The following is a 23,432-nucleotide window of genomic DNA, read 5'->3' on the forward strand; positions in this document are numbered from 1 at the left end:
ACGCGCGACCGCGCACATCGCAAGGACCCGAGCATGCCGCTGACCGATTACGACACCTATGATTTCGCCAACCGTCGCCACATCGGCCCCTCGCCCGCCGAGATGGACGAGATGCTGGCCGCCATCGGCACGCCGTCGCTCGACGTGCTCATCGACGAGACGGTGCCCGCCTCGATCCGCCAGGCGGACCCGCTGCCCTGGCCGCAGATGACGGAACACGCAATTCTGGCGCGGATGCGCGAACTGGCCAACCGCAACCGCGTGACCGTTTCCATGATCGGGCAGGGTTACCATGACACGGTCACGCCGCCTGCCATTCAGCGCAACATCCTGGAAAACCCGGCCTGGTACACCGCCTACACCCCCTATCAGCCCGAAATCGCGCAGGGCCGGCTAGAGGCGCTCTTGAACTTCCAGACGATGATTTCCGATCTGACCGGTCTGCCCATCGCGAACGCCTCTTTACTGGATGAGGCGACGGCCTGCGCCGAGGCGATGGTCATGGCGCAACGCGTTTCCAAGTCGAAGGCCATGGCCTTCTTTGTCGACGAGAACTGCCATCCCCAGAACATTGCCGTCATGCGCACACGGGCGGAGCCGCTGGGCATCGAGCTGATCGTGGGCGATCCCGACACGCTGGAGGCCGAGGCCGTGTTTGGCGCGATCTTCCAGTATCCCGGCACCCATGGCCACCTGCGCGACTTCTCCGCCCAGATCGAGGCATTGCACGCGGCCAAGGGCGTCGCCGCCGTGGCCACGGATCTGTTGGCGCTGTGCCTGCTCAAGGAACCCGGCGCGATGGGGGCCGACATTGCCGTCGGCTCGGCGCAGCGGTTCGGCGTGCCGCTGGGCTACGGCGGCCCGCACGCGGCCTTCTTCGCCTGCACCGACGCGATGAAGCGGCATATGCCCGGCCGCCTTGTCGGCGTGTCGGTCGACAGTCACGGCAACAAGGCCTACCGCCTGTCGCTGCAGACCCGCGAACAGCATATCCGCCGTGAAAAGGCGACGTCGAATGTCTGCACCGCGCAGGCGCTGCTGGCCGTCATGGCCAGCTTCTACGCCGTGTTCCACGGGCCCAAGGGCCTGCACCACATCGCCACCCACGTCCACGCCCATGCCGTCGCCCTGCGCGATGCGCTGTCGGGCGCGGGCTTCACGGTCGACCAGGCAACGGTCTTCGATACCATGACCGTTCAGACCGGACCGCTTCAGGGCGTCATCTGGCGGTCTGCCCGCGCCGAGGGGATCACCCTGCGTCGCGTCGGCACCGACCGGATCGGCATCGCCTGCGACGAGCTGACGGACGCCGAAACGCTGACCCGTCTGTTGCGCGCATTTGGCGTCGAGGGGCAGGTCGCCGCGACCCGCACCGACATCCCCGAAGGCTTGCAGCGTCAGACCGACTACCTGACGCATCCGATCTTTCACATGAACCGGGCCGAGGCCGAGATGATGCGCTACATGCGCCGTCTTGCCGACCGCGACCTGGCGCTGGACCGGGCGATGATCCCGCTCGGCTCCTGCACGATGAAGTTGAATGCCGCCGTCGAGATGATGCCGGTCACCTTCCCCGAGTTCGGCAAGATCCACCCCTTTGCCCCCGCCGAAGACGCGCTGGGCTACAAGGAGATGATCGACGAGCTGGCCGCCCGGCTTTGCGTCATCACCGGCTATGACGCCATGTCGATGCAGCCCAATTCGGGCGCGCAGGGGGAATACGCGGGTCTTTTGACCATCGCGGCCTATCACCGGGCCAACGGCCATGACCGCCGCATCTGCCTGATCCCGACCTCTGCCCATGGAACCAACCCGGCCTCCGCCCAGATGGCGGGGATGAAGGTGGTGGTGGTGAAGGCCGCCGAAAACGGCGACATCGACCTGGATGACTTCCGTGCCAAGGCCGAGGCGGCGGGCGACGATCTGGCGGCCTGCATGATCACCTATCCCTCGACCCACGGCGTGTTCGAGGACACGGTGCGCGACGTCTGCGAGATCACCCACAGCTACGGTGGCCAGGTCTATCTGGACGGGGCGAACCTGAACGCGATGGTGGGCCTGTCGAAGCCCGGCGAAATCGGGGCCGACGTCAGCCACCTGAACCTGCACAAGACGTTCTGCATTCCTCACGGCGGAGGCGGTCCCGGCATGGGACCGATCGGCGTCAAGGCGCATCTGGCCCCGCATCTGCCCGGTCATCCCGATCTGGGGACCGAAGGCCCGGTGTCGGCGGCGCCCTACGGCAGCGCTTCGATCCTGCCGATCAGCTATGCCTATGTGATGATGATGGGCGGTGCGGGCCTGACCCAGGCCACAAAGGTCGCGATCTTGTCGGCGAACTACATCGCGGCCCGGCTCAAGGGCAGCTACGACGTGCTCTATGGCGGACGGCGCGGGCGGATCGCGCATGAATGCATTCTCGACACGCGGCCCTTTGCCGACAGCGCCGGGGTCACCGTGGATGATGTCGCCAAGCGACTGATGGACAATGGCTTCCACGCGCCGACCATGTCCTGGCCGGTGGCCGGAACGCTGATGGTCGAACCCACCGAAAGCGAGCCGAAGCCCGAACTCGACCGGTTCATCGACGCCATGCTGGCGATCCGGGAAGAGGTGCGCGCCATCGAAGAGGGGCGGATCGACGCCGCCAACAACCCGCTCAAGAACGCGCCACACACGATGGAGGATCTGGTCCGCGACTGGGACCGCCCCTATTCGCGCGAAGAGGGATGCTTCCCTCCGGGGGCGTTCCGCGTGGACAAGTACTGGCCGCCGGTGAACCGGGTCGACAACGTGGCGGGCGACCGCAACCTGATCTGCACCTGCCCCCCGCTGGAAGAGTACCTCGACGCGGCCGAGTGATCCGCCGTCTTGCCAGGGGGCGGTCTTTGGGCCGCCCCCTGGGTGCGAATATGGTCGCCGGCACTTTGCCGGTTGGGGCAGGGATCGGACTTGCCCTCCCCCCGTAGGGCGGGGTTCACGCCGCCCGGATCGTGCCTTGCGTCTAGCGACCCGCAGCCGCCGTGCGCACAACCGCCGCATCGGCAGAAAGCGGCAGATCCATCCGTTCCAGCGCGCGGGCCGAAACGATCCGCGCGGCCTGCGCCATCTCTGCATCCGGGTGGCGGGCCAGATGGGCAAGCGCGCTCTGAACCGCGACCTGCACCTCGACCAGCGCCGCCCCGTCGCGGGCGATGTAGTCAAACGCCCCTTCCACCAGGGCCTGCGCCCGCAAGGGCGGAACGAACAGCCGGGGGAACTGCGGCTTGCACGTGTCCCGCGCCTGCCAAAGCGTCAGAAGGCCCAGTTGCAACCAGACCACATGCGTCGCCGTACGCGGATCGTTCATTCCGGGCGACAGCGCACGCTGGCCGATTTCCGACAGAACCTCGATGCCAAAGCCGGGATCCTGCATGAAATCGCGCAACGGACCGATCACGATGGCCGCGTTCATCTCGGTCTGCGCCTCGACCGACATCCGCTCGGTCTCGACGTGGATCAGCACATCGTCCGGGGCTACGCGGTCGCCGGGCACCTTTGCCAGGTAAAGCCGCGCCTCTGACGTCTTTGCCAGGTCAGACAGCCGTTCCAGGTCGATATGCCGGACCCAGCCATGCGCCTGTGCGACGACCGGGATCGTGCCCGCGGGTGGACCGTCCTCGGGCAGGGCGCAGCCACCCAGAAAGGGGGCTTCCATCCGGTCCTCCATCGCGGCGCGGGCCGCGCTCTCGACCCGCTCGGTCGTGGCTTCGATCGATCCCAGGCTGGAAATCTGGCGGACCCAACGCACCAAGGCCACGATAACCAGGGCCAGCACGACAATGGTGACCCCGTAGACGGCTGCAAAGTCGCGCCCCCCGAACAGTCCGGCGTTGACCAGAACGATGGCCACGATGGCGTAGACGAAGGCCCCGATAAAGGTCGCCAGGACCGATTGCGTCCGCCCGTCCTGCCGCAGCAGGCGATGCGATCGGGGCGTGACCTGCGAGGCGGCGAAATGATGGGCCGATACCATGACCGACAGGGAAAAGGTCGCAACCGCCAGCATCGATCCGCTGAGCACCGACAGCAGGTCGCGCAGCGCCTCTTCGGTGATGCGGTCCTTCATGCCCTCAGGCAACAGCCAGCCCAGCACCGGCGTCGCTGCCACTGCAATCAGGGCCAGCCCGGAAATCAGCGCGATGCGCACCCAGATCCGCCGCGCCAACTCTCGCAGTTTCCAGAATTCGATCGACAGGAACATGCCCGCACTCCCTCTGTCTTTCGCGCAAGATAGAGCGCGGCACCCGCGCGGCCCGGAAAAGCCGGGCGATTTCGCCCAGCCGATATCGAGTGCGGCCCCCCAATGTCGCACGGCGCGCCGATGGTCTGCAAATCCCGCAACCCATCTTGACGCGGCCTCTGCCCAGCGCCATACGAGCCGCCGTTGGGGTCGTAGCTCAGTTGGTAGAGCGCGTCGTTCGCAATGACGAGGTCAGGGGTTCGATTCCCCTCGGCTCCACCAACGTCCCCCCCTCAATCAAGGCGACTCGCGCCAAGGCACGGGCCCCACGAAAAGCCGCCGTCCCCTTGTCGCTTTGCGGCACCAAAATCGCGCGGCACGGACGCGTTCCGCGATGGCGCATGCCCGCGCCACGGGGCAGGTGCAAGCCTGCGGATCCGGTCTGCGACAACGCCCCCCTTTCCGTCCCCCGACACCCGGTATATCTGCCTGTGAACCCCTGTTCCCGAAGGCCGCGCCCCCATGACCGACCTCAGCCGTATCCGTAACTTTTCCATCGTCGCACACATCGACCACGGTAAATCCACCCTGGCCGATCGCCTGATCCAGGAAACCAACACGGTTGCCCTGCGCGACATGAAGGAACAGCTGCTCGACGCGATGGATATCGAACGCGAGCGGGGCATCACCATCAAGGCCAACACGGTCCGCATCGATTTCACCGCCGCCGACGGCGAGACCTACGTTCTCAACCTGATCGACACCCCCGGTCACGTCGATTTCGCCTATGAGGTCAGCCGCTCCATGCGCGCCGTCGAAGGCTCCCTGCTGGTGGTCGACAGCACCCAGGGCGTCGAGGCACAGACCCTGGCCAACGTCTATCAGGCCATCGACGCCGACCACGAAATCGTGCCCGTCCTCAACAAGATCGACCTGCCCGCGTCCGAACCCGACCGTGTGCGCGAACAGATCGAGGACGTCATCGGCATCGACGCCTCCGAGGCGCTGCTGGTGTCCGCCAAGACCGGGCAGGGCATCAAGGAAACCCTGCAGGCCGTGGTGGACAAACTGCCCGCCCCCAAGGGCGACCCCGATGCGCCGCTCAAGGCGATGCTGGTGGATAGCTGGTATGACAGCTATCTTGGCGTCATCGTCCTGGTGCGGATCATCGACGGCAAATTGAAAAAGGGCGACCGCGTCCGTTTCATGTCCAACGACACGATCCACCATGTCGACCGCATCGGCGTCTTCCGCCCCCCTATGACCGAGATCGACGTTCTCGGCCCCGGCGAAATCGGCTTTCTCACCGCGTCGATCAAACAGGTCCGCGACACCCGCGTGGGCGACACGATCACCCACGAAAAAAAGGGCACCGACAAGGCGTTGCCGGGCTTCAAACCCTCTCAGCCGGTCGTGTTCTGCGGCCTGTTTCCGGTCGATTCCGCCGAGTTTGAGGACCTGCGCGACGCCATCGAGAAACTGGCCCTCAATGACGCGTCCTTTTCCTACGAGGTGGAATCCTCTGCCGCGCTCGGCTTCGGCTTCCGCTGCGGATTCCTCGGCCTGCTGCACCTGGAGGTCATCCGTGACCGGATCGAGCGGGAATACGACATCGACCTGATCACCACCGCGCCCTCGGTCGTCTATCACATCCACATGCGCGCCAAGGAAGGCGAAGAAGGCGAGATGCGCGAGTTGCACAACCCCGCCGACATGCCCGACCTGACCCACGTGGATCACCTGGAAGAGCCGCGGATCAAGGCCACGATCCTGGTGCCCGACGACTATCTGGGTGACGTGCTGAAACTCTGCCAAGATCGCCGTGGCATCCAGCTGGACCTGACCTACGCCGGCCCCCGCGCCATGGTGGTCTATGATCTGCCGCTGAACGAAGTCGTCTTCGATTTCTACGATAGGCTGAAATCGGTGACTAAGGGCTACGCCAGCTTCGACTACCAGATGATCGGCTACCGGGAGGACAACCTGGTCAAGATGTCCATCCTCGTCAACGACGAGCCTGTGGACGCCCTGTCGATCATGGTCCACCGCGACCGCGCCGAAATGCGCGGCCGCGCCATGGTCGAAAAGCTCAAGGAACTGATCCCCCGCCACATGTTCAAGATCCCGATCCAGGCCGCCATCGGCGGCAAGGTCATCGCACGCGAAACCCTCGCCGCGCTTCGCAAGGACGTGACCGCCAAATGCTACGGCGGCGATGCGACGCGGAAGAAAAAGCTGCTGGAGAAACAGAAGGCCGGCAAGAAAAAGATGCGCCAATTCGGCAAGGTGGAAATCCCGCAGTCGGCGTTCATCAATGCACTGAAAATGGATGGGTGACGGCCCAGACGTTCGCGGATGCCAGGGCCGGAAAATGTCGCCTCTTAGGGATTGAGGGGGTCATTTGGCTGTGACCGGAACGCCTGCCGCGAATTCAATTTCCGCAAGGTGCATTCAAGATCTATGTGGCTCAATGCATCGATGACGTGTTGCACGAGGCTGACCACAGAGAATCTGTGCGGATATGCGTGGAACCAGAGACGACGCAAAGCGGGATCTAATTTCAGGTGGCATATTCTTGCTGGTTATTCGCATCCCAGCACGTCTCTGACGGCTCCGATTGCCAGGGGCTTTTTAGGTCGCCAGCGTAGGGTGGGTGAAACCCACCACCCCACTCCCAATCCCGATCTAACGCCGCCACCCGAACCACCGCCTCCGCGCCGGCACGTCCACTTCCACCGCGACCTCGCCGCCCGGGACCGGGTCCAGGCCCGCCCGTGCCAGCAGCCGCCGTTCGGACAGGCGGTCCATCTGCACCTTCAGCAGCATCTCCCCCGTCTCCCGCGCCGTAGACGGCCATTTCCCCGACAACGCCGTGGGCCAGGCCTTGGCCCACCCCCGTGTCTTCAGTCTCTCGATGTCATGCGCATCGAAGATCCGCGAAAGCTCCGCCATCGACACGACGGCGGCGACAGGTTTGCCATGTCGGGTCAGGACGCAATAGGCGCGCGGGTCCTGCACCCGGCGGACAATTTCAGACAGGCGCTCATGTGCGAGCGTGGTGGACAGGCGCAGGGCAGCGGGCGTCATCAAGCCTCCTCGGGGTTTCCCCCAAAACGTGAATTCGGACCCGGAGAGTTCCCCCGAACTGTGAATTTTCCCTTTCCGACAGACGGCTGCGGTCGCTGTAACGATTTCATGAAAATTCCCGCAGGCAGGGGGTTGCGGCCCCCGATGGCCGGGTATAGGTGATCCCTCGTTGGCGCGGGATGGAGCAGCCCGGTAGCTCGTCAGGCTCATAACCTGAAGGTCGTAGGTTCAAATCCTACTCCCGCAACCAACTTATCCTGCGAAGCGCCCTCCGGGGCGCTTTCGCATGTTGGGCCTTCGCCAAGCGCGGCTCTGCTAGCCGCAATCGTGGCGTCGTTGATATGCGAAGAAGGCTTCGGTCCGGCAGACAACGTCAGGATGCCTGCCAGGTCGCCGTGAAGATCAGCCACCAAACGGTTTTCGCTTTCGTCCGGTGTCAGGACGATCTTCTCGACCAATGATCGAACGATTTCCGCTGCCTCAGCGCGATGCTCAGGCGTGTTCAACGTTTCGATCAGTTTCCCCAGCTGCTCACGATATCGGCAGGCCATACTGGGGTGCAGCAGAGGAGGAGCCTCCTCTACATCTTTCAGGAGGGCTTCCAAGTGTACCCTCCGATTCTCTAGTTCGTGCATCTTGTCCTTGATCGGCGCGACCGGCGCGCCTTCGGCGATGGCATCGACCATCTGGGAAAGATGCTTCTTAACTTTTCGCAGGTCGTCGCGATGGAAATCGAGCGCTGCATCATGTTCACGGCGGAGCTTGTTCATGTGCCGTGTGTATTCTTCGCAGAAGACGTTGCAGAGTTCGTCGTCCATCAAATAGTGTTCGAGAGCACCGAGCACGTCTTGCTCAAGGTTCTCCCGCTTCATCGTTCTTTTGTTCGAGCATGTGCCTTTGTTGCGGGCGTTGGAGCATCCCATGTGGGTTTGCGAAACCATGGAAAATCCACCACCGCATTCGCCGCACTTGATGAGCCCTGAGAATAGATTGCGAGGACGTTGCTTCGTCCAGAAGTTTCCACCCGTCCTGTCCAGCTTGCGCTGTCGATCCTTGGCTGCCTGCCATAGATCGTCGTCGATGAGCTGAAGTTCCGGAACGTCGTGAATGATCCAATCCTCTTCAGGATTGAGCTTTGAGACGCGCTTACCAGTCTCGGGATTCTTCATGTAGGTCAGGCGGTTCCAAACCAGACGGCCAATGTAAAGCTCGTTGTTCAGGATGCCCGTGCCACGCTGGCGGTTTCCGTTGATGGTGCTTTGCCCCCAGGCTTTGCCCATCGGCCCCGGAATGCCTTCCTTGTTTAGAGTAAGCGCGATGGCCTTGGGAGACTTTCCGGCTGCATATTCCTCGAAGATGCGCCGGACGATAGCGGCCTGCGCTTCGTTGATCGTCCTGTGGCCGCGCTCCTCGCCATGCACCACGTCATAACCGTAGCACTTACCGCCACCGGAGAGACCCTTCTCGACCTTCCCGACGAGCCCGCGATGCGTCTTCTTCCGTAGGTCGGAGAGAAAAAGCGCGTTCATCGTGCCCTTGAGGCCAATGTGCAGCTCGTTGATCTCGCCTTCAGCGTAAGTGACAATCCGCACCCCAGCAAAGGTAAGGCGCTTGTAAAAAGATGCGATATCCGCTTGATCACGGCTGATCCGGTCGAGCGCTTCCGCATAAACTTCGTCAAAGCGCCCCGCAGCCGCATCCTGCATGAGCATCTGGATTCCGGGCCGCATGATGGATGCGCCCGAGACGGCGTGATCTGTGTAGCTCTGGAACACCTGCCCGCCAGCCTCTCGCACCTTCTTCTCGCACAGCCTGATCTGATCCTCGATGGAGGATTCTCGCTGGAGGTCTGTAGAGTAGCGGGCGTAGATGGCGGTTCTTGTCATGGTTTCCTCTAGTGCGTTGTCGGCTCCTTGGTTTCCTTCAGCTTCTTCTTTCGCTGGCGTTGGAGCAAGCTTTCATAGTCGTCTTCGGCGGCGCGTCTGGCCAGAAACCTGGCCAGTTCGCGAAGCGGCTGATCGGATGGAACTTTTCGTGTATCACGAATTGCCGTCCGCCAGCTATTATCAGACCGCCGACGAGACATTTTACGCTACTTTCTTGTATACTTTGAGGCGAAAAGCCTGTGGATAACTTTTCTGGGCCTCTACTTTGATTTTACCACGAGCGGGCGCAAACCCGCAAAAAACGGGGTCAAAATTCATTTTTTTCAGTGGTTTAATCACTGCACATGCCCTTCGGATTTCCGCCAGAGGATGAGCGGACAGTGATCCTGACCGCTCAGCACGAAAGACTGGCTCACGAAGGGGAGACCGGCGTAGCTGCACCAGCTGAAACTGCGGGTGTACTCGATACGAAGGTGCGGCCAGCCGAAGGTGGCTACCGTCAGCACTGCCCCGGCCAGCAAGAGGACAGGAGGGCCAGGCACCAGATGGGCCATGCTTGCCAGCAGCGGACGCAGCAAGGGACGCTTGGGCCGTTCGATCTTCCGCCTTCCCGCGCGCGAGGCGCGCGCCACACCGTTCCTGATGCGCATCTTCACGCGGCCAAGGAATGGCTTGTTGCCATGCAGGGGGTTCGGCTTGACCTGCCGCCGGAAAGGATCGATCTCGTGCGCACCAACCTTGAGAAGCCGAGCGGCACGCAGGTTCTTGATAAACACGATCTGCTCATCGTCGGGCAGACGCCGGATTTGATCAGGCTTCAACAGCGGCTTCGAGCGGCGGCCAAGATTCAGCGAAGGAATGCCAAGCACATCGTGGCCAAGGCCGAAGCTTTCGGAGTTGAGCTCTTCTTCCCCCAGCATACGTGATACAAGCTGCGCCGTCTGATCGGAGGCGACACCGAAGAATTGTTTGACATCTGTCTGGCTGAGGATCGTGGAGAGCGCCTCTCTGCCATAAGCTCTGGCAACCTCATCGAGCTCCTGCACCAGCATCCAGCAACGAATGCCATAGGAGCCGAGGGCCGTGAGGGCGTTCGGCAACCCGCTCAGTCGATAGTTCGTAAACTCATCGAGCAGGAAATAGACGGGCGTGTCATTGTTTTCGCGCACCAGCTCTTTCAGCGCGGCCCAAATGATCAGACCAAGCCAAGGCGCGAACACGTCCATGCGGCTGTAGTCGCAAATCAGATAAAGAGACGTTTTCTGCTTCTTCAGATCGCTGAACCGGAAAGCGCAGCTCTGCATAGACGGCGCGAGGCGTCCGCTAGGGCCGAACGGCGCGAGTGATTGGAGGGCGCCTTCGCGGAAGGATTCGAAGTGCTTTGGGTTTTCGTCCCAGACGTTCTTGATGTTGCGCGCCATTGCGGCCAATTCGCCGCCGAGTGCGGTGCTATCCTTGGCATCGCTCAGCAGATCGTCAAACAGCCGATCATCGCCGAGAACTTCATAGACGCGCGGCAGATGCGCATCATGCTCATCGCGGAGCGCACATTGAGCGACGACTGTGAAGACGAGCATCTTTCGCGTGCCATTCGGCCAGAAGGGGTCCCGGTCTCCGCCAGGGGCTTCCGAGTGAATCTGCGTTGCCATGGAACGCGCATCGGCGATCACGTCCTGCGGCGCATAGGCAAGATCATCCAGGATGATCTGCATGGGATTGTAGGGCATGTTTGGCTTGCCGAACTGATGCGCCGGATTGACGTAGATGACGTTCTGACCGAGCACCCGTTCGCGATGTTCGCCAGTCTGGACGGCCAAATCACCCTTCATGTCCGCCGCGATGCAGCTCGCACCGAAGTCGTGGCAAAGGGCGGGCAGCACGAAGGACGTTGTCTTGCCCTTCCTTGCCGGAGCGCAGGTCAACCCGTGCACTGCATTGGCGATGAAGAGCGGCTGGCCTTCGAGAACGCCGAGGAACAGGCCTTCCGTGTTTCCGAGCCCAGCTTTGCGCGCCTCCCTCGCAGTAAGCCACTTCGCCGAGGCGGGCGACTCCTTCGGGCGGAAGGCGCGGAACGTCCGCGATACTCTTGCAACGAGCGCGCCGACTTCCGTCGCCACGCCGTAGGCTCCGGCGACGGTGGCAACAGCGCCCAGACCCCAGACGATCAGCCCCCAATCCGCGCCGTAAGGCGCTTTGGCGACCAGAGGCCAAGTCTTGTAGAGTGCGGTGCCGAGCGCGCTCGTCACCAGCAGTTTAGGCAGGAGTTTGGGGCCTTCGGGCTGCATCAGATAATGCCTCCCGGCCACGGGCAAGAAGCATGCGCGGCGGCAGCTTCCACCGGTTGCAGCTCCATCAGCGCGATGTCATCGTCGCTGAGGGGAAGGACGCGCACCCGCCCCGACGCATCGCGAATGGCCAAGCCGACACGAGGATCAAGCCCGCCTTCGTCGATGATTGCCCAGCAGAACGAGCGCACGAGACCAGTGCGGTTGGTCGCGTCTAGATAGATCGTGCCGACTACGAGGCTGACGCCGTCCTTCAGCGCGGGGCCTTGAGCGAATTCGAGATCACCGCGCGCGAGAGCATCTTCCGCCGCTCTCTGCGCCTCCTCAGCTTCGGCGCGCCGCTGATTTGCGGCGGCAACCGCATCGTCGGCACGCCGGATGGTATCTTGCGCACACTGGCTGCCTGCAACTGGATAGCCAGCGATGCACCGCACCTCTTCCCAGAATTCGCGCAGCGCCGTCTTGTCCGGTACGGCAAGAGAGAAGACGATAGCGGTAATTGTTCCGGTGAAGGCCAGGACCATCACGAAGCCGATGGCGGTTCCCAGAATTCGCTTGATAGCAGTCATTGGTTTGTTCCTTTCGTTGTTGTTCACTGATTGCGACGACGCATGCGGATAGCGGCGGCCGCAAAAAGCAGCGTGGAAAGCGGGGCGAAGCTGTCGATGCAGGCGGAGATCGCGAGCTGCGGCAGGTGCAGCTTCCAATGCTCCAGCACCAGCGTTTGACTCGGCTTGATGGTCGCGCGGCCCGGCTCGGGACGAGGCAGTGCTTCGATGCGCTCGATCAGGCCGTTCATCGCCCGACCGGACTCACGCTCTTCCTGAATAACGGCGGCGATGGCCTGAGCCTGGGCGTCCGCAAGAGAGCTACCGGTGCTTTCCAGCTCGGCGATAGAATTTGCCATGGCTTCGGAGCTGGCACGGATACCGTTTGTGCGATCCGCGTTTTCGAGTTCAAGCAGAAGGGCATCCATGCGGCGCGCCAGACGAATGAAGTCCAACTCTCGTTCGCCGATGGTCCGAACGCGGTCATAGATGACGCCGTCCAGTTCGGAGCTTAACGACTGGATTTCGCCCATACGCGCGGTATTTGCGGTGATGGTTGCTTCGAGTGCTTCCGCGATGGCTGTCTTGGCTTCGCAGAGCTTCAGGAACTGACCTGTGACAACGCCGCGGCCACGTGAACCGGTGATTGCACCAGTTGCCAATTCCTGCTCATACCGGGTGCACGCAGCCCGTGCTTCGGGCTCGACCGTAAACAGCGCGTCTTCCATTGCGCTGGCGCGCGGAGCGAGGATGCGGGCCTTCTCGGCGTAGAGGTCGGACTGACGCTGAAGCTCAAGGCCGCGCGCACTGTCCTGTGTGAGGCCGATAAAAGATGTGTAGGTGCTGGACAGCGCCAGCATCACCATCAGGACGACCAGCACGAGGATGCCGATCCCGCGCGCGGCATGAGTCATGTATCTCGGGATGAGGCGCATTGCGTAGTGCCACAGTGCAAACTGAGCGCCCATTGCGCTTGCCGTGACCAAGAGGGCGATGCGGCTCAGATAGTCGCTCACGCCGCTCATGAATTCGGCCATAGCGATCACGCCGGTGTAGCTGGTCCACCAGCTGCACAGCAGGAATCCGATCATCAGCAGCGGCTGATAGTAGAATTGGTAGATATTGGAGAAGCGGCTCGCTTCGTCCTGTAGGCGGTCAGGCCCTCGTGGGCTCATGTTGAGAAGTGCCATTTTGCAGTCCTTTCGGGTTGTTGAGACATATTTCGGGTGGTCGCCGGAGCGGGGTTTCCGCAGGCGGTTTGGGTATTCTGATCTGTCTGGAGAGCGTCCCCTCCGGCAGGTGCACCGAGCGGCCTACCCCGTTGCTCGACCGAGATAGGGTGGCGTTGTATCGCTTGCAAGTCCGTAACACACTGCTTGCAAGGCGATATCTGCTATGGGCGACGTCAAAAGGTTGGAATGCGATATCAGCATTGCGATAGCGCAATACAGTAGTATTTCGAATAGCAGCCTGTTATTTATCGAGATACCAGCGCGCTACGCGCCGATACCACTCCGACCGGTTTTGTCCCGATTTTTTCGCGGCAGCCTCTACAAGCGGAAAAAAATCTCTATCAAAGCGCACAGCGAAGGGTTCCGACTGCACTTCTCGCGTCCCTGAAGGCTCTGGAAGTTCGCCTTTCTCGTTCAGAAAGGATGTGATGGCTTGGTTCAACCAGGTCGAGCGATCCTGCTTTCCTCTCGCTCTGTCGATCTCTGCGGCCAGTGTCGGCCCCATGCGCGTCGAGGTGGAATAGTCTGCCCTGTTGTCATGAGCATCAGGGCTCTTGTATGGAACCGGGTACTTAGCGCGTTGGACTCGCCGGGCTCGCTCAGGCTTCTTGTTCCGAGGTTTGTCTGGCTTGGGTAGTTCAACGGCATGACCTTGCCGCTGGAGCTTTTCGGCAATGGCTTCTTCTAGCCAGCGCGACTGGCTGATACCAAGCTTGCCCGACTCCTCTTCGATCAGCGCCTTGAGCTGCGGATCAATGCGGCAGGGTATTTGGACTTTCTTTGGCGACATTCGATTCACTGGAGCCCATGCTGGCAGGGTTGGATCAGGTAACTCAGAGCGCTTTCGCGGCGGTCGGCGACGGCCAAAAGTACCTTCAGCACTCCGTCGCGTCGTTCCTTCGGCCTTGAGGGCGCTGCGAAGAGTCGCTTGCAACTCTGTAACCAGATAATAGCTCAGACGTTCGTATGCCAGCCTTGTAGGCGTTATTTCTCGGAGTACCTCCGCTACCAGCTCCGAGTTCCCAGCCAGCTGATCATGGCTGAAGAGCAGGCGAATGGCTGCTACGATCTGGCGAGCGCTGTCCCGTGGGGTCTCAGTCCGGCGAGCTGACAAGTTTGGCCTGCGAGGCCGGACGATCCCTTCGAGCCCATTTGATAGCATCACGATGTACCAGGCGAAGGTGCGATGTGGCTGCGGCTCATAGAACTTGCCAACGTCATCAACCGACGCCTCAACGATTAGCGACCGGAAAACCTGGGCTGTCGCTATGAGCTTTTGTTTCCTTCGTGATACACTTCGCGCCATGTAGTCGAACATGGCTCCCAGCGGCTGAGTTCGGCAAGAGCCAGTTTGCCTGAGAGATTGGGCTCTGAGCCGAGGCCGGAGATTGGCCGGACCGATGGATAAGAGCAAAGGCAAGGTGTGGCCGGTAGTACCATTAAATCAAAGATTTAGCGGCACTCCTGTTCGACCTAACCTTGGCAAGGGGGCCCGCTGCGCGCCCCCGTTGCATCCCCCCGGCCTGTGGCTCTTCCAGGGCATTTAACCCGTTCCAGAGCCATAGATCGTATCACCGATCAACCACTCGCAGGAGACTTCGCTCTCCCTGCACCCATCGATCCCTTCAGGAAGACCATGGGGCTATCGCGCCCCTTGGAACCACTCGCAGGGCTTGGAGACGTGCCTCTCCACCAGCACCGAACCATGCACAAACGGCTGCCCGTTTGATCACCAATCAGGGGAGCGTTCCTGCTCCCACCTATACCCCCATGACCATTTCATGGAGACGACTTCATCGAGACCAGGAAGGGAGCATTTCATAGCTACCCTTGCCTTGGAACTATCCCGTCGACTTAGGGCGCGTCGCCCCCAAGACCCCAGACCAAGGCTTTCGCTACCTTGGAACCCGCCATCTTGCCGAAGATGGATCACGGTCACCAAAGCTTTCGCTTGCTGTAGCTCAACGCCACCTGTGGGTGTGGATAATTACAACATTTTGTGCGTCGGTGGATGCGCGCAACAAAGCTAGCTGCTAGCTTTAACTTGGACTGAAGGAGTCGCCTCATCAGGGAACCGGGATGCTGAAGGAGCATGAGGCGAACGATTTGAATCAGCAAATGTCGAAAGAAGTACACCATGAAGCTCAAACTTACCCTCGCACGTCTAGAAAGCTTGCTGATGACAGCCTGCGACGACTTGCGTGGCAGCATGGATGCCAGTGAATACAAAGAATACATCTTTGGCATGCTGTTTCTAAAGAGGGCGAGTGACCTTTTTGATCAGCGCCGAGAAGAACTTAAAAAGCGTCTTAAGTCGCAGGGAATGAACGAAGCCGACATTGCGATAGAGTTGGCCGACCCCGACAACTACTCAGGCAAGTATTTCTTCGTGCCGGAGCGAGCCCGGTGGAATCAGGGTTGGAGCGAAGAAGTCGTGGAGGATGGTGAAACCAAAATCATTCAACGACCCGCCCTCAAGCATGTAAAGGAAAATGTTGGAACAGCACTCAATAAGGCTCTTGAGGCTATTGAAGATGCAAATCCTGACGCGCTGCAGGATGTACTAAAAGGTATAAATTTTAACCGTAAGATTGGTCAGAGAACGCTAGATGATGACACACTAGCTGATTTTGTACAGAACTTCGAAAAAATCCCTCTGAAGGATGAAGATTTCGAGTTCCCCGATCTGCTTGGGGCAGCATACGAATGGCTTATCAAATACTTTGCAGACTCCGCTGGTAAGAAAGCGGGCGAATTCTACACCCCTGCTGAAGTTGTTCGTGTGTGTGTTGAAGTCTGTGACCCGCAAGAAGGCATGAGCATCTACGACCCGACCGTTGGATCGGGCGGCATGCTCATTCAAACGCGTGACTATTTACGAGAGAACAACGGCAATGCAGATGAGATCGCTCTGTACGGTCAGGAAAAAATCGGAACGACCTGGTCAATCTGCAAGATGAACATGCTGCTGCATGGGATTTCGCACGCCGACATTCGCCAAGAAGACACCATTCGAGAACCTCAGCACCTAGGAGAAAACAACGAACTGCGGCGCTTTGATCGCGTCCTGGCAAACCCGCCTTTCAGCCAGAACTACATCAAGAAGGACCTCAAATTCTCGGGTCGTTTCCCGGTGATGATGCCGGAAAAGGGCAAGAAGGCCGACATGATGTTTGTCCAACATATGCTTTCCGTGCTGAAACAGGACGGAAAGTTGGCGACAGTCATGCCGCACGGCGTCCTCTTCCGGGGCGGTGACGAACAAGAGGCGCGCAAATACTTCATTGAGCAAGGCTATCTCGAAGCCATCATAGGCCTGCCTAGCAACCTGTTCTACGGAACAGGCATCCCCGCATGCATTCTCGTGATGAACAAACAGGGCGCAAAAGGCGCTGACGGGAAAACCAAACGCGACCACGTTCTCTTCATTAACGCGGATCGTGAATATCGCGAGGGTAAGGCTCAAAACCATCTGCGCCCCGAAGACATTGACAAAATTGTCCACGCCTACCGTTCTGGCCAGGATATTCCCGCCTATGCACGAAGCGTCCCGGTCTCCGAAATCAAAGGCGAAGACTACAACTGCAATATCCGCCGCTATGTGGACAATGCGCCGCCGCCCGAACCTCAGGATGTGCGAGCGCACTTGCATGGCGGCGTGCCGATCAAAGAAGTGGATGCGCTGGAGCATTTCTGGTCAAACTACCCCCAACTCCGAGAAGACTGTTTTGTGCCTCGCGATGACAAGTATCTCGACCTGGCTCCCGTCATCGCTGAAAAGCGCGAGATCGCAGAAACCGTCACAACCCACAAAGGCGTGACCTCCAGCCATGCAACTTTCATGGATACGTTGGAGACCTGGTGGCAGGCCAACTTCCCAATCATCGAGGCACTCGCGCCCGATCCGGAAAACCAGAACGAAACAGCCGGTAACGTCTACGTCATGCGCAGCACCATGCTGGCCAGCATTGAACAGACCTTGTCCAACCAGTCCCTCCTGACGCCCTATCAGGTGCGCGGGGCTTTTGCCCAGTATGTTGACCGACTCAAGGCTGACTTCAAATCAATCGCGGCTAGCGGCTGGAGCGCTGTCCTGATCCCGGACGAGGATATCCTGCAAAGCCAATTCCCCGAGGTTCTGGAAGAGTTGGAAACGGCCCAAGGGCGTTTGGCAGAACTTCAGACGCTGTTTGCTGCAGCGGGCGAGGAAGATTTCGAGGATACCGATGAAACCGGCGTCTTGCCTGCCGATGAGGTCAAGAACAAAAAGGCCGATCTGAAGACGGCCAACGCCGAATGGAAGGCTCAGCTAAAGCTAGTCAAAGACCTAGCCGCTAACATGTTTGTTGAGGTTCAAGCGGCAGGACTTCTGCCAGTGGGGGCGAAGAAAGGCTTCTACTGCACCGAAGGGCTCGCCGCAAAAGATGCACAGTTCGACAACGGCCAGCGTATTTTGGATTTGGCCCAAAAGGTCGGGCTGGCTTCTGAGTACTCCGTGTCGCTGAGCGATGCGATGGCGCAGGGCAAAGTTGCTTTTGCTCAAGCGGTGGCTTTGACCAAGTCGCTGGAAACGCACAAGCTTCTGGAAGACGAGGTGAAAGAGCTAAAGGCAACGATCAAGCAGATTGAAGGCAAGCGGGACGAGTTGGTTGAAAGCGCGCGCGCCAAGATTTCGACGGATGAGGCGCGTCAGGTCATCGTTGAGAGGCTGCGTAAAACTCTGATGGATACCTTTGCTGCGTATCTGCGGACCGATCAACGAGCCTGTGTGCGAGCGATTGAGAACCTTTGGTCAAAATATGCAGTGACAGCGAAGTCGATAGAAGGCGATAGAGATAAGGCCTCGGCGCAACTGCAAAGATTCCTTGAGGACCTTGGTTATGAGTAAGTGGCTATCAAAGCCGCTTGGGAAAACCGTAACCTTCCAAAAAGGCAGGAAGGTTGAAACGAGCGCGGAAGAGTTGCCCGGGTATTTAAGATATCTGGGAGCTGGGTCGCTTGTTGGAAAAAATGACGGATATGCTTCGACAGTGAATGCTGTGCGTGCAACATCAAAAGATGTCCTGATGCTTTGGGATGGCGAGAGAAGTGGCTTGGTTGGCTATAATCTAGAAGGGGTAGTTTCTTCTACCGTTTCAAAGCTCGCAACATTGGGCGAAGTAACGGCCCCATATCTATATTATTTCTTGAGCAGAAATTTCGAATGGATTCAGAACCGCCGTACAGGCACAGGTGTACCTCACGTTCCAAAGGATTTGGGGCGGATCATGATAGTGAATTTTCCGAAGTGCGAAGATACCCAAAAACAGATCACTACCATCCTCCAAACCATCGATGAAGCAATCGAGCAAACCGAAGCGTTAATCGAGAAGTACAGCTTGGTCAAAGCGGGGATGATGCATGATCTGTTTACCCGAGGTCTCACCCCAGACGGCAAACTCCGCCCCTCGCGCGAAGAGGCCCCAGAACTCTACAAAGAAACACTGATTGGCTGGCTTCCGCTGGAATGGGACCTCAAACCACTTGGGTCGATGTCGAAGATCGCTTCAGGCATTACTCTGAACTCTAAGTCCGAACCAGCTCAGAGCGTTTCTGTTCCATATCTGAGAGTAGCAAACGTTCAGGATGGCTATCTAGATTTGGCGGAAATGAAGGAAATTCGAGTTAGCAAAGAGGCGGTTGCTCGCTACGCTCTGCAAGAAGGCGATGTGTTGATGAATGAAGGTGGCGACTTTGACAAATTGGGTCGAGGTACGGTCTGGCCAGGCGACATTGATCCGTGCATTCACCAAAATCATGTGTTTCGGGTGAGGACAGAAAAGCAAATTCTTCGCCCATATTTCCTAACATTTTGGTCTCAATCCAATCACGGCAAAAAGTATTTTCTTCTAAGCTCCAAGCAGTCCACAAATCTGGCATCCATTAATTCCAAGCAGTTAAATGCCTATCCGATAGGTGTGCCAACTACAGACGAGCAATCTGAAATTGAAATCCGGATAACGTCCGTGAATTCAAAGCTGGAAACTCTAGAACATGAGAAGCACAAACTACTGGTTCAAAAATCTGGCCTCATGCACGATCTCCTTACTGGCGAGGTTCCTGTGAATGTAGCCGAACCGGAGGCTGCGAATGTCTGAATATACCGAGGTCGAACAACCCTTCTTACAACAGCTTGGAAGCCTCGGCTGGACTGCCATCGATCAGGGTGCGGATATCCCGCAAGACCCGATCAAAAGCCTGCGCCCGTCCTTCCGCCAGTGGATTTTGCCAGAGGTTTTTGCGTCATCCGTCTCTCGCATCAACACCACCGCTGACGGCTCCGAATGGCTAACCCCGAAACAATTGCAGGACCTCCAAGACCAGATCGCCCGCCAGCCCAACCGCACCTTGTTGGAGGCTAATGAAGCGATCCAGAAACTGCTGTTTAAGGCACAGGTCGATGTGAACGAGGTGACGGGCGAGCATGACCCCGTCGTCAAGCTGATCGACTTCGCTAATCCAGAAAACAACGCCTTCCACGCCATCAATCAGTTCCGCATCGATACACCGGGCTGTGTGAAGTCCTTCATGGTTCCTGACATTGTGCTGTTCGTGAATGGTATCCCCCTGATCGTGGTGGAATGCAAAAAAGGCGGTCCCACCTGCGCTAACCCGATGCCCGAAGCGTTCGAACAATTGCAGCGCTACATGAATGCGCGCAAGGCCACGAAACAGCAGGGATTGAAAGAAGGCGAGCCCAAGCTGTTCCACACAAACATGATGGTCATCCGCTCCTGCGGGCTTGAGGCGGATTACGGTACGATCACTTCTGGCGAAGAGCATTTCTTTCCTTGGAAAACTCAGTGGCCTGAGGATGATGCCGTCGCGGAAGGCATGAACGAACAAGAGCAACTGATCAACGGCATGCTCAACAAGTCCAACCTGCTGAGCATCCTACGGACGTCATCTGTGTTCATGGATACGGATGGAGGTCCGCGCATAAAAGTGGTTTGCCGTTACCAACAGTTTCGCGCTGCCAACAAGATTATTGAGCGACTGCGTCATGGCGAAGGCGTCATAGACCGCAGCGGTGTTGTCTGGCACACACAAGGGTCAGGTAAGAGCTTAACGATGGTTTTCGTCGCGCGAATGCTACGAACGTCCAAGGACCTGGGTGACTTCAAAATCCTGCTGATCAACGACCGCGTGGACCTGGAAGACCAACTGGCCGAAACAGCTACAATTATTGGTGGGCGGGTGAATGTGATCGAAAGCACTCAATCGCTTCGCAAGGATTTGGCGACGGACCAATCTGATGTGAACATGGTGATGGTTCACAAGTTCCAGCAGCGTGACCAAAGCCTGCCGCTGAAGGTTGCCGAGGCGTTGGGAACATATCAATCAATGCCAAGTGCTGAGACATTTGGGGTTGTAAACGAGTCATCGCGTATCGTGCTGATGATCGATGAAGCCCACCGCACGCAAGGCTCTGATCTTGGTGACAACATCTTCGAAGCATTCCCGAACGCGGCACGTATTGCTTTCACAGGTACTCCGTTGATCACGGAGCGGCACGGCGAGAAGAAAACGCACAAGCGTTTTGGGGAATACATAGACACGTACAAGCTGATGGACGCTGTGCATGACGGCGCGACGCTTCAGATTTTGTACGAAGGGCGTACTGCGGATTCAGCCTTGAACGACAAGCACGGTTTCGAGACTGAGTTTGAAAATTTGTTCAAGGATAGAAGCGACGAAGAGCTGCTAGCAATCAAAAAGAAGTACGGTGCAACCGGCGACATTCTGGAAACCGAATCCCGTATCCAAGCTATCGCCAAGGATTTGGTGAACCACTATTTGGAAAACATCTTCCCCAACGGGTTCAAGGCGCAAGTCGTCTGCCACTCTAAGCGTGCTGCAGTTCGATACCAAAAAGCGATATCCGAAGCGCTGCATGAGCGCGTCCGATCTCTGAAGGCTCAAGCTGAACCAGATATTGAGCTGATCAAACGCGTCGAATTTCTCAAGGCTGTGGTTGTGATATCTGGCGATGGGACCAACGAAGCGGCCTACATCACCCAAGCGCGTAAGGACGCGAAATCACTAAATGCCGTAGAAAACTTCTGTCGTTCGTTCGACATGGACGACCCCGATAAAGCGAACACCGGGATTGCATTTCTCATAGTTTGCGACATGCTGCTCACTGGCTTCGATGCTCCAATCGAACAAGTTATGTATATTGATAAGAAAATCCGTGAGCACACGCTGCTGCAGGCTATTGCACGCACCAACAGGGTAAAGAAAGGCAAAAAGCGCGGATACATAGTTGACTACATCGGGCTGACCGAGAACCTCACCGAAGCACTGACCCTCTATGCTGCGGCTGACGAAGCGCAGGAATTGGCCGTTGGATTGAAAAGCATAACGTCTGAAGTGCCCGTTCTGGAGGAACGCTACCAAAGGCTGCTACAATTATTTGCGGCTCATGGCGTGAAAGAAGTCGAGGAGTATGTACAAGGTAAGCTGGTAGGTGTGGAGGCAGATGCAGCTGTTGTTCATGAGGCGGTGAAACTGCTCAAGAACGAGAAAATTCGTGCTGACTTTGATGTGTACTTGAAAAAGTTCCTCACCAGCATGGACATCATTCTACCTCACGAAGCCGCTCATTCGTTTAGAGTGCCAGCTAAGCGCTTCGGTTACATCCTGCGAGTAACCAAGGAACGCTATAAAGACTCCAGTCTGAATCTGGGTGATGCAGGCGAGAAGGTAAGAGAGCTCATCAATGAGCATCTCATCAGCCTCGGTATCAACCCCAAGGTAGCTCCCGTAGAACTCCTGGCCGATGATTTTATCATGAACCTCAATAAGCATGCTGATGGAAATATAGAAGCCAAGGCAAGCGAAATGGAGCATGCAATTCGAAAGCACTGCACAGTCCATAATGACGAAGACCCTGCATTTTATAAAAGTCTGTCTGAAAAAGTCGAAAGCCTCTTGAACAAGCACAAGGACGACTGGGTGAAGTTAACGGAGGACCTCGAAAAACTCCGTGGAGAAGCTTTGAGCGGCAGGAAATCCGGACAAGACGGTATGAGCAAGGAAGCGACAACCTTTTACGAACATATCGCCAACGAGGCCTTTGATAATGGTCAGGTGCCAATCAGCGCGAAACCGAGAATGAAAATTCTGATGGAGTCCATTGTCGCGACGATGCAAGACAGTATCGGAAGTATCGACTTTTGGAACAATGCAGATAAACAAAAGAAAACCCGCAGTGAAATTAAGACAGCTCTCACACTAACCAAAATCCCTGAGCTCAAGGCAAACAGAGAGCGGATCGCCGTGGAAGTAATGAAACTGGCGAAAAACAGGCACAACGAATTACTGAAAGACGTATCAGAGGGGGCGCATAATGACTCCTAGACGCGTCGGCGACATAGATTACCATATCTTGCCTGGCACAGAGCGAAAGACGACTGACATCGTAATTGAACGTGACGGCAAGGTTGTAGTGCGCCCGCCTGCGACGCTAACGCACGAACAAGTTGACGAGCTCGTAGCTAGTAAACGCTTTTGGATATACCGAAATCTAGCTGAATGGCGTGACCTTAACGCGACCGCCGTGGTACGGGAGTGGGTCAATGGTGAGGCATTTCTTTATCTTGGTAGGTCTTACCGCCTGTCGCTTCAGGCCAACCAGGAATGTGATCTGACACTGAAAGAGGGGCGGTTTTGCTTAAACCGCAACCTCATTGACGAGCAGGGAGTTGAAGCTGCAAAAAAAGCTTTCGAGGATTTCTATACCGCCAAGGCGAAGCAGCGCATCAATGATCGTGTTGCCTACTTTGCTCCAAAAGTTGGGGTCCGGCCAGCGAGTGTTTCGATAGGCGATATGGCGTATCGTTGGGCAAGTTGTTCCCAAGACGGAAAGTTGAAATTCAATTGGAAATGCATGATGGCCACGCCCAAGGTCATAGACTACGTGGTTGTACATGAGCTTTGCCACATGCACATACAGGATCATTCAGATGCATTCTGGAATGAGGTGGATAAAGTTATGCCCGATTATCTGGAGCGGAAGAACTGGCTTAAGAAATATGGGGCCTCGATGAGCTTGTAGGTCCCATTAAGATACCACTCTTGGTGCAAGGGACTAGACCGTCTTTTAGAACGAAAATGATATTCAGAAACTT

Annotated in this window: 13 protein-coding genes and 2 tRNA genes; 8 read left to right on the top strand and 7 right to left on the bottom strand. The window is 57.9% G+C overall.

The window, feature by feature from the left end; genetic code table 11:
- Positions 1-33: 33 nt before the first annotated feature.
- On the top strand, positions 34-2,862 hold the full coding sequence (gene gcvP, locus K3551_RS07210) for an aminomethyl-transferring glycine dehydrogenase (protein WP_259918805.1): 2,829 nt from the start codon (positions 34-36) through the stop codon (positions 2,860-2,862).
- A gap of 142 nt (positions 2,863-3,004) precedes the next feature.
- Here the strand turns inward: gcvP and K3551_RS07215 are convergent, their stop codons facing one another.
- Positions 3,005-4,243: a DUF2254 domain-containing protein gene (locus K3551_RS07215; protein ID WP_259918807.1), complete on the bottom strand. Its 1,239-nt coding sequence runs from the start codon at positions 4,241-4,243 to the stop codon at positions 3,005-3,007.
- A gap of 185 nt (positions 4,244-4,428) precedes the next feature.
- Between K3551_RS07215 and K3551_RS07220 the strand changes: the two genes are divergently transcribed.
- Positions 4,429-4,504 (top strand) — tRNA-Ala (locus tag K3551_RS07220).
- 240 nt (positions 4,505-4,744) lie between these two features.
- Positions 4,745-6,559: a translation elongation factor 4 gene (lepA, locus tag K3551_RS07225; RefSeq protein ID WP_259918810.1), complete on the top strand. Its 1,815-nt coding sequence runs from the start codon at positions 4,745-4,747 to the stop codon at positions 6,557-6,559.
- A gap of 348 nt (positions 6,560-6,907) precedes the next feature.
- On the opposite strand, the gene K3551_RS07230 is transcribed toward lepA, so the two are convergent.
- Entirely contained in the window at positions 6,908-7,309 is a 402-nt protein-coding gene (locus K3551_RS07230; RefSeq protein ID WP_259918812.1) for a type II toxin-antitoxin system Phd/YefM family antitoxin, read from the bottom strand.
- Positions 7,310-7,482: 173 nt separating this feature from the next.
- On the opposite strand from K3551_RS07230, the gene K3551_RS07235 reads away from it, so the two are divergent.
- Positions 7,483-7,559: transfer RNA gene (locus tag K3551_RS07235), tRNA-Met, on the top strand.
- Here K3551_RS07235 and K3551_RS07240 read toward each other — a convergent pair.
- The 5 genes from K3551_RS07240 to K3551_RS07260 form a co-directional block, all read right to left on the bottom strand.
- Entirely contained in the window at positions 7,516-9,195 is a 1,680-nt protein-coding gene (locus K3551_RS07240) for a recombinase family protein (RefSeq protein ID WP_259919516.1), read from the bottom strand. The genes K3551_RS07235 and K3551_RS07240 overlap by 44 nt on opposite strands.
- Positions 9,196-9,530: 335 nt before the next feature.
- Positions 9,531-11,480, bottom strand: a complete 1,950-nt coding sequence (locus tag K3551_RS07245; protein WP_259918813.1) for a type IV secretory system conjugative DNA transfer family protein — start codon at positions 11,478-11,480, stop codon at positions 9,531-9,533.
- Positions 11,480-12,049 (bottom strand): hypothetical protein, encoded by a 570-nt coding sequence (locus tag K3551_RS07250; RefSeq protein ID WP_259918815.1) that lies wholly within the window; start codon positions 12,047-12,049, stop codon positions 11,480-11,482. Before K3551_RS07250 ends, K3551_RS07245 begins: the two co-directional genes overlap by 1 nt.
- Before the next feature lie 23 nt (positions 12,050-12,072).
- Positions 12,073-13,218 carry a hypothetical protein gene (locus tag K3551_RS07255; protein WP_259918817.1) on the bottom strand — a complete coding sequence of 382 codons (1,146 nt, stop codon included), beginning with the start codon at positions 13,216-13,218 and terminating at the stop codon, positions 12,073-12,075.
- Between the two features lie 283 nt (positions 13,219-13,501).
- A complete protein-coding gene (locus K3551_RS07260; protein ID WP_259918819.1) occupies positions 13,502-14,578 on the bottom strand; it encodes a hypothetical protein in 1,077 nt (358 codons plus the stop codon).
- 819 nt (positions 14,579-15,397) lie between these two features.
- Here K3551_RS07260 and K3551_RS07265 point away from each other — a divergent pair.
- From K3551_RS07265 to K3551_RS07280, 4 genes are read left to right on the top strand one after another with little or no spacing between them, the layout of a single operon-like run.
- Positions 15,398-18,148: a class I SAM-dependent DNA methyltransferase gene (locus K3551_RS07265; RefSeq protein WP_259918821.1), complete on the top strand. Its 2,751-nt coding sequence runs from the start codon at positions 15,398-15,400 to the stop codon at positions 18,146-18,148.
- A complete protein-coding gene (locus tag K3551_RS07270) occupies positions 18,141-19,397 on the top strand; it encodes a restriction endonuclease subunit S (RefSeq protein WP_259918824.1) in 1,257 nt (418 codons plus the stop codon). Before K3551_RS07265 ends, K3551_RS07270 begins: the two co-directional genes overlap by 8 nt.
- Entirely contained in the window at positions 19,390-22,662 is a 3,273-nt protein-coding gene (locus K3551_RS07275) for a type I restriction endonuclease subunit R (protein WP_259918827.1), read from the top strand. Before K3551_RS07270 ends, K3551_RS07275 begins: the two co-directional genes overlap by 8 nt.
- Positions 22,652-23,359 (top strand): M48 family metallopeptidase, encoded by a 708-nt coding sequence (locus K3551_RS07280; RefSeq protein ID WP_259918829.1) that lies wholly within the window; start codon positions 22,652-22,654, stop codon positions 23,357-23,359. The genes K3551_RS07275 and K3551_RS07280 overlap by 11 nt, the downstream gene beginning before the upstream one ends.
- The last annotated feature ends 73 nt before the right edge of the window (positions 23,360-23,432 follow it).

It is taken from the genome of Jannaschia sp. M317 (assembly GCF_025141175.1).
GTDB lineage: Bacteria > Pseudomonadota > Alphaproteobacteria > Rhodobacterales > Rhodobacteraceae > Jannaschia.

Bases quoted from the DNA above. Each gene is read 5' to 3' on its own strand.
- gcvP (WP_259918805.1), top strand. From the start codon at position 34: ATGCCGCTGACCGATTACGACACCTATGATTTCGCCAACCGTCGCCAC.
- K3551_RS07215 (WP_259918807.1), bottom strand. From the start codon at position 4,243: ATGTTCCTGTCGATCGAATTCTGGAAACTGCGAGAGTTGGCGCGGCGG.
- lepA (WP_259918810.1), top strand. From the start codon at position 4,745: ATGACCGACCTCAGCCGTATCCGTAACTTTTCCATCGTCGCACACATC.
- K3551_RS07230 (WP_259918812.1), bottom strand. From the start codon at position 7,309: ATGACGCCCGCTGCCCTGCGCCTGTCCACCACGCTCGCACATGAGCGC.
- K3551_RS07240 (WP_259919516.1), bottom strand. From the start codon at position 9,195: ATGACAAGAACCGCCATCTACGCCCGCTACTCTACAGACCTCCAGCGA.
- K3551_RS07245 (WP_259918813.1), bottom strand. From the start codon at position 11,480: ATGCAGCCCGAAGGCCCCAAACTCCTGCCTAAACTGCTGGTGACGAGC.
- K3551_RS07250 (WP_259918815.1), bottom strand. From the start codon at position 12,049: ATGACTGCTATCAAGCGAATTCTGGGAACCGCCATCGGCTTCGTGATG.
- K3551_RS07255 (WP_259918817.1), bottom strand. From the start codon at position 13,218: ATGGCACTTCTCAACATGAGCCCACGAGGGCCTGACCGCCTACAGGAC.
- K3551_RS07260 (WP_259918819.1), bottom strand. From the start codon at position 14,578: ATGTTCGACTACATGGCGCGAAGTGTATCACGAAGGAAACAAAAGCTC.
- K3551_RS07265 (WP_259918821.1), top strand. From the start codon at position 15,398: ATGAAGCTCAAACTTACCCTCGCACGTCTAGAAAGCTTGCTGATGACA.
- K3551_RS07270 (WP_259918824.1), top strand. From the start codon at position 18,141: ATGAGTAAGTGGCTATCAAAGCCGCTTGGGAAAACCGTAACCTTCCAA.
- K3551_RS07275 (WP_259918827.1), top strand. From the start codon at position 19,390: ATGTCTGAATATACCGAGGTCGAACAACCCTTCTTACAACAGCTTGGA.
- K3551_RS07280 (WP_259918829.1), top strand. From the start codon at position 22,652: ATGACTCCTAGACGCGTCGGCGACATAGATTACCATATCTTGCCTGGC.